General features: G+C 71.3%; 5 protein-coding genes. 4 read left to right on the top strand and 1 reads right to left on the bottom strand.

The window, feature by feature from the left end; all coding sequences use genetic code 11:
* Window positions 1–208: 208 nt before the first annotated feature.
* The gene (locus NBX02_RS22915; protein ID WP_250281457.1) at window positions 209–568 is read left to right on the top strand and encodes a hypothetical protein; all 360 of its coding nucleotides are present in this window, start codon (window positions 209–211) and stop codon (window positions 566–568) included.
* A 270-nt stretch (window positions 569–838) separates the two neighbouring features.
* Here the strand turns inward: NBX02_RS22915 and NBX02_RS03765 are convergent, their stop codons facing one another.
* The gene (locus NBX02_RS03765; protein ID WP_250290015.1) at window positions 839–1405 is read right to left on the bottom strand and encodes a hypothetical protein; all 567 of its coding nucleotides are present in this window, start codon (window positions 1403–1405) and stop codon (window positions 839–841) included.
* Window positions 1406–1857: 452 nt separating this feature from the next.
* Here NBX02_RS03765 and NBX02_RS03770 point away from each other — a divergent pair, with 452 nt between their 5' ends.
* The 3 genes from NBX02_RS03770 (at window position 1858) to NBX02_RS03780 (ending at window position 5268) form a co-directional block, all read left to right on the top strand.
* Complete coding sequence (locus tag NBX02_RS03770) at window positions 1858–2433, top strand: NUDIX domain-containing protein (RefSeq protein ID WP_250281453.1); 576 nt, start codon at window positions 1858–1860, stop codon at window positions 2431–2433.
* Window positions 2434–2968: 535 nt separating this feature from the next.
* Window positions 2969–3970 carry a serine hydrolase gene (locus NBX02_RS03775; protein WP_250281452.1) on the top strand — a complete coding sequence of 334 codons (1002 nt, stop codon included), beginning with the start codon at window positions 2969–2971 and terminating at the stop codon, window positions 3968–3970.
* Between the two features lie 209 nt (window positions 3971–4179).
* Window positions 4180–5268, top strand: coding sequence for a DUF3616 domain-containing protein (locus NBX02_RS03780; RefSeq protein WP_250281451.1), 1089 nt, complete (start codon window positions 4180–4182; stop codon window positions 5266–5268).
* Window positions 5269–5396: the final 128 nt, after the last annotated feature.

Here is a 5396-nt window from a genome sequence, read left to right on the forward strand (position 1 = left end):
CCGGCCCGCGTCCGGGCCCGGCGGCCACGCCGCCGGCCACATAGGCATGGCCGGCCCTGCCCCGGTGCTGGCAGGTATGGCCCGCCGCCGGGCGGCCGGCGGCGTGCCGGTGTCGACGCCGCCATACCGGGTAGGGCCGCCTGAACGGGCCGTTGACGCGGCCAGCCCCGTGTATCGGTTCGTCCTCGAGAATGATCTGGAGGGGATCATGGCCGTGAGACTGAGCCGCCGTTCCTATGAGCATGCCAGGAAACTGATCGAGAACGGTGCCGTGGTACTCGACGAACGAGACGGCTGGGGCGAGCACCAGCCCTCGACGCGGCAGGAGAACGAGTTCATCGCCGAACACGGTTTCAGCGAATACCGGAAATGGTATCTCGGCATTTCCGAGGACGACGACGAGGACGACAGGAAACGGTACCGGTTCCCGTACGGCGACTTCAGCAGGGTGCACCGTTGCGGCGTTCTCGCGGCCGAGTCACGGGCCGGCCGGTACAAGTACTTCGACATCGAGTGGGCGGTAGCTCATCTGCACGGGATGCTGGACGCGCTGATGAGCACGAAATAGCATCCGGGCACCGGACGGAATTCGGGTACAAAATTTCGGGTACGGCTGCGGGGCCCGGGCCGGCCGGTCGGATGCCGGCGGGTGCCCGACGGCCGCGCCGCGGTACGGGCGGTGGTGGGTCACCGGCCGTACCGGGCATCGGCATCGCGCGGCCATCGGGCTGGCGGGCCGTTGGGCCTGAAAAGCCGGTCCGGCTCGTTTCCGCCGGCCCGTTCACCGCGCTGCCGGCTGCGCTGCCGGCAGCCGGCCCACCGCTTCGTCCACTGCTTTCTACTGCTTCTGGAAGGTCAGTACCGTGCCGTTGGCCGTGCCGATCCCGGCCGTTCCGATGGTCCCTTTCAGGCCGTGCCCCTCGAAGGCGATCGAAGCCGCCAGGCCGGCTATCTGGTTGTCACTGGTGATCGTGTAGCCGGCGGCCGGCAGCGCCTGGCGGTAGAAGGCCGCCACCGCGTTGTCGGAGACACCGCTCAGGGTGAGCACGGACTCGTTGTTCCTGGACGTACCGGCCCCCACCTCGGCACCTGGCGGGATCGGGAAGTCCGCGGGGACGTTCGCGGCCTTCAGCGCGTCTCTGCCCGTGGCCACCTGCCCGCCGCCCGGCAGCGACGCCGAAATGGACGGCAGGGCCGTCGGCAGGCCCGTGGGCAGCGATGTCGGCAGCCCTCCCGGCAGGCTCACCGACCCGCTCGGCCCGGCCGGCCCGGGCGTTCCGCCCGGGCTCGTCGGTTCGTCGCAGGCGCCGAGCAGCAGTACCGCCAGGCCGCAGCCCACGGCTGCCACCGCCATCCGATGCCGCGTGGTGCCGGCGTGGCCACCGGAACCTCCGGAAGCACCCAATCTGATCTCCCCCTTCACACACCCCGGGCATGGCACGCGTCCTGTTCGCCGGCCCCGCCCGTCGGTGTCCGCCCCGCCCGCGTGGAGACGGTCTCCAGCGGTTGGTGCCGGTCGAGGTGGGCTGGTGCCGGTCGTCACACGATAGGCATCACATGCCGACACGTCGGCGCGGCTGTCGGCAGCCTGTCAGCGCGGCCGGGGGAACCGCTGGTGGCGACCGGCCGGGCGGGGGTGATTGTGTCGTTTTGGCGACTGTGTCCGGCTTGTTCGCCCGTCTGACAGCCGAGTGACCGGCCGGCGCGTCGAGCGGAAAGTGCATGCCACGAACGGGATCCGGCTTCCGAGCGTGCCGGTCGGGCGCCGCGGAGTACGCCGTGGGCCTGTTCGGGACGGCGGCGCCCGACCCGCCCCCGTGCGCCAGAAATCTTCTTCTGGAGGTACTGTCATGTCCCGTGGCAGTGAGCAACAATGCGGTCGCCGGAGTAGTTCTTCGCTATCTCGAGGACAATCCTGGCGAGATCGAGAACCTGAGTCCGCTGGTGCTGGCCCTGATAGAGGGGGCGGACCCGGTGACGGATCCCGCCACCATGCCCGCGCACGTCACCTGGGGCGCGGTCGCGGTCACCACGGACTGGCGGGTGCTGCATGTTCGCCGCCTGGGCTCGGCGGGCTGGCTGCTTCCCGCCGGGCATGTCGACGCGGCCGACCAGTCCTTGTTGGGCGCGGCGCTGCGCGGGCTCGCCGCGGGAGCCGGAATAGCGGCTAATTCTGTGATTCCGGACACTGTTCATCCGATTGATATCGACGTGCGAGTCGCGCCCACCGACCCGGTCCGGGAAGAGCCCTCGCACGTGCATTACGACGTTCGTTTCGTGCTGTATGTCCCGGACGAGACGGTGCGGCCGCGTTCCGCGGGGACGGTCGACCATCGCTGGATCCCGGTGTGGGACCTGTTCGGCGCGCTGGGTGACAAGCTTCGTGCCCGCTGCGCCCGCGACGCTCGGGCGGAGCGGGTCCAGCCCGCCTGACGGCCCGCCCGGAAGCGGCGTGATCACGCTCCTCCCGCGCCTGCCGTCCCCGCCTGGTCCCGCGGTTGCTCCCGGCCCCGAGGGGACGCGAGCGGAGCGGCCGGGAGCCAGGCCGGAAGCCAGGCCGGGAGCCAGGGCCGCAGGTCAGGACCACTGGTCGGGGACCATGGCCAGCAGTGCCTACCGGATGTCCCGCTCCATCGTCTGACAGTGGTGTCGAGGGCCGGTCCGGGCCCGTTTCCGGGCAGTCGGGCGCCCGCGGCCCGTGCGGCCGGTCCCGGCATCCTTTACGGCGTCCGCCATGGCTGCTTTTTCCCGCGGAAATGCCGTGCGACAGGAGTCTTCCCGGCGTCCGACGCCGATCCGCGCGGTAGCGAAGAAAAAGGAAAGTGACGATGCGGCGACGTTCTGCCGCGGGTATACATCGGATGTGGCCATGCGGCACCACACAACCATCGCAATGCGGCATCGCGCGCCGCCGCGCACCGTTTCGAAAAACGCGGTCTGGCGGCCGACGAGGGGATTTTCGGGACCAGTGGAATCCGTCGACGAGCCAGCGCGGGCACCGGTCTCGCGACGTGCCGGCGCGGTACTGGTCGCGGCTGTCGTGGTAAATGCCCTCGTGCTGGCCCCGGTCGTCGGATCCGTGCGTTTCACCGGTGCCGGCGGATCCGCGCCGAATGTTTACGCGCCGGATATGCCCACGGAGCCACCAGCGCTCCGGTTGCCGCCCGCCGGTACCGTCACCCCGTCGCCGCGGCTCGTTCCCGAAACCGTGCCGAAGGCGCCGTCCCTGTCCGGGCTCGACCTGTCCGAGCGGTTCCGAGGATATCTCGAAGAGCGCCCCGGGCAGGTCGGTGTGGCGGTGTACGACGCGCTCACCGGCCGGACCATCACCGTCGACGACCCGACGGTGTCGGGTTTCGAGACGGCCAGCACGGTGAAACTGTCGATACTGCTGGGCATTCTGGAACGCGCCGGGCCGTCCGGACGTCTCGGCGCGGGCGAGCTGCGCAGCGCCAGGGCGATGATCGGCGTAAGTGACAACGCGGCCGCGAGCCGGTTGTGGCGCTCGCTCGGCGGTGCGGCGCCAATGGACGCCATGTTCCGCCGACTGGGGATGACCAGGACGAAAGCGGGCGGTGGTGGACGCTGGGGGCTCACCCTGACCAGCGCCGTCGACCAGCTCGCGGTGCTGCGCACGCTGGCCTATCCGGGCGGCGTACTGGGCGATCAGGCCCGGGCCACCGCGACGAGCCTGCTCGCCGGTGTGGTGCCCGCCCAGCGGTGGGGCCTGCCCGGCGGGGTGCCCGCGGGCGTCGCCGTGGAGGTGAAGAACGGCTGGCTGCCCCGTGACAGTGGCTGGGTGATCGCCAGCCTCGGGCATGTCCACGGGGGCGGGCGGGACTACGTGATGGCGGTCTACAGCCGCGGCAACCCGTCGATGCGGGCCGGCATCGACACGGTCGAGGGACTGTCCCGGATCGCCTGGGACGCCGCCGTGGCGCCGGTGGCGGTAGCGGCCCGCATCCGCTGAAGCCGCCCCGCCGCGCCGGGGCGTGCCTGACGCCTCCGCCGTCCGGTCACGGTGGCGGTCCGGCCGTCCGGGCGCGCCGGACGGGCCATGGGGTGGTGGTCCGGCCTGGACCGGGTACGTCTGGGCAGGCCATGGCGAACGGTGCCGGGACAGACAGGCTGTGGTAAATGGAACTGTCACCGGGGACGTCAGGCCGAGGGGGAGCAGTCGTGGATGCTGTGAAGACCGTTACGGTCCGTTTCGACGACGTCGGCCCGCACCCCGTGGCCGACATCGTCGGGTCACTGTCGACGATCAAGAGTGAAGGACGGCACCTGTGGCTCGGCGGGGACGAGACGGCGACGGTCGAACGGGTGACCCTGAGCGCGGCCGGGGACGCCTATGACGGCCACGTCTCCTTCCCGGTCGGTGACTTCCTGCCGCTGCCGGTGGGGCCGGACGCGGACGGCGTCATCCCCGAGATCGACATCGAGGGCTTCGACCGGCATGGCGGCTACCTGTGGTTCGTCGGCTCGCACAGCCTGACGCGCAAGCGGGTCAAGCCGCACCACGCGACCGAGACCGCGCTGCGCGCCCTGGCGAGGATCCGCAAGAACGCGAACCGGCATCTGCTCGGCCGCATCCCGGTCGTCACCCGGGACGGGCTGCCCACCCTGGTGAGCACCGCCGCCGCTCCGGACGGCGCCGGTGGGCAGCTGACCGCCGCCGCGCTGGGGCTGCGCAAGCAGACCCGGGTCACCACGGTGCTGAAGAACGACGAGCACCTCGGCCCGTTCCTGGCGATCCCGAGCAAGGACAACGGGTTCGACGTCGAGGGGCTGGCCGTCGTCGGCGAGCGGGTCTACCTGGGCCTGCGCGGGCCGGTGCTGCGCGGCTGGGCGGTGGTCGTCGAACTGCGCCCCACCGAGGGGGACGGCCAGGACCTCGGGCTGCGGCCGCTGGAGGGCGGCCTGCCCTACCGGAAGCACTTCCTGAACCTCGACGGCCTGGGCGTGCGCGACCTGCTCGTCCAGGGGGACGACCTGCTCGTGCTCGCCGGCCCGACGATGGACCTCGACGGCCCGGTCCGGGTCTACCGGTGGCGTGACGCGGTCAGGGCGCGGACGAGCGTGGTCGTCGACGACGACGCGCTCGTCCGTGTGCTGGACCTGCCGTTCGGGCAGGGCGACGACCACGCCGAGGGGATCGCCCTGGCCCCGGACGACCCCTCGTCGATCCTGGTCGTCCATGACAGCCCGGCGGCACACCGCCGGCCCGCTCCCGGCGTGATCCTGGTCGACGTCTTCCGGCTGCCCTGACCGCCGTCGCCCGACAGCCCTGGGCCGGACGGACGTCAGCTGCTGAAGCGGGCGACGGCACGCATCTTGTTCATCGCGTCCAGCGCCGCCACCTTGTAGGACTCGGCGAGCGTCGGATAGTTGAACAC

The sequence above is a fragment of the Protofrankia sp. CiP1_Cm_nod1 genome, assembly GCF_920888515.1.
In the GTDB taxonomy this organism is placed as follows: domain Bacteria; phylum Actinomycetota; class Actinomycetes; order Frankiales; family Frankiaceae; genus Protofrankia.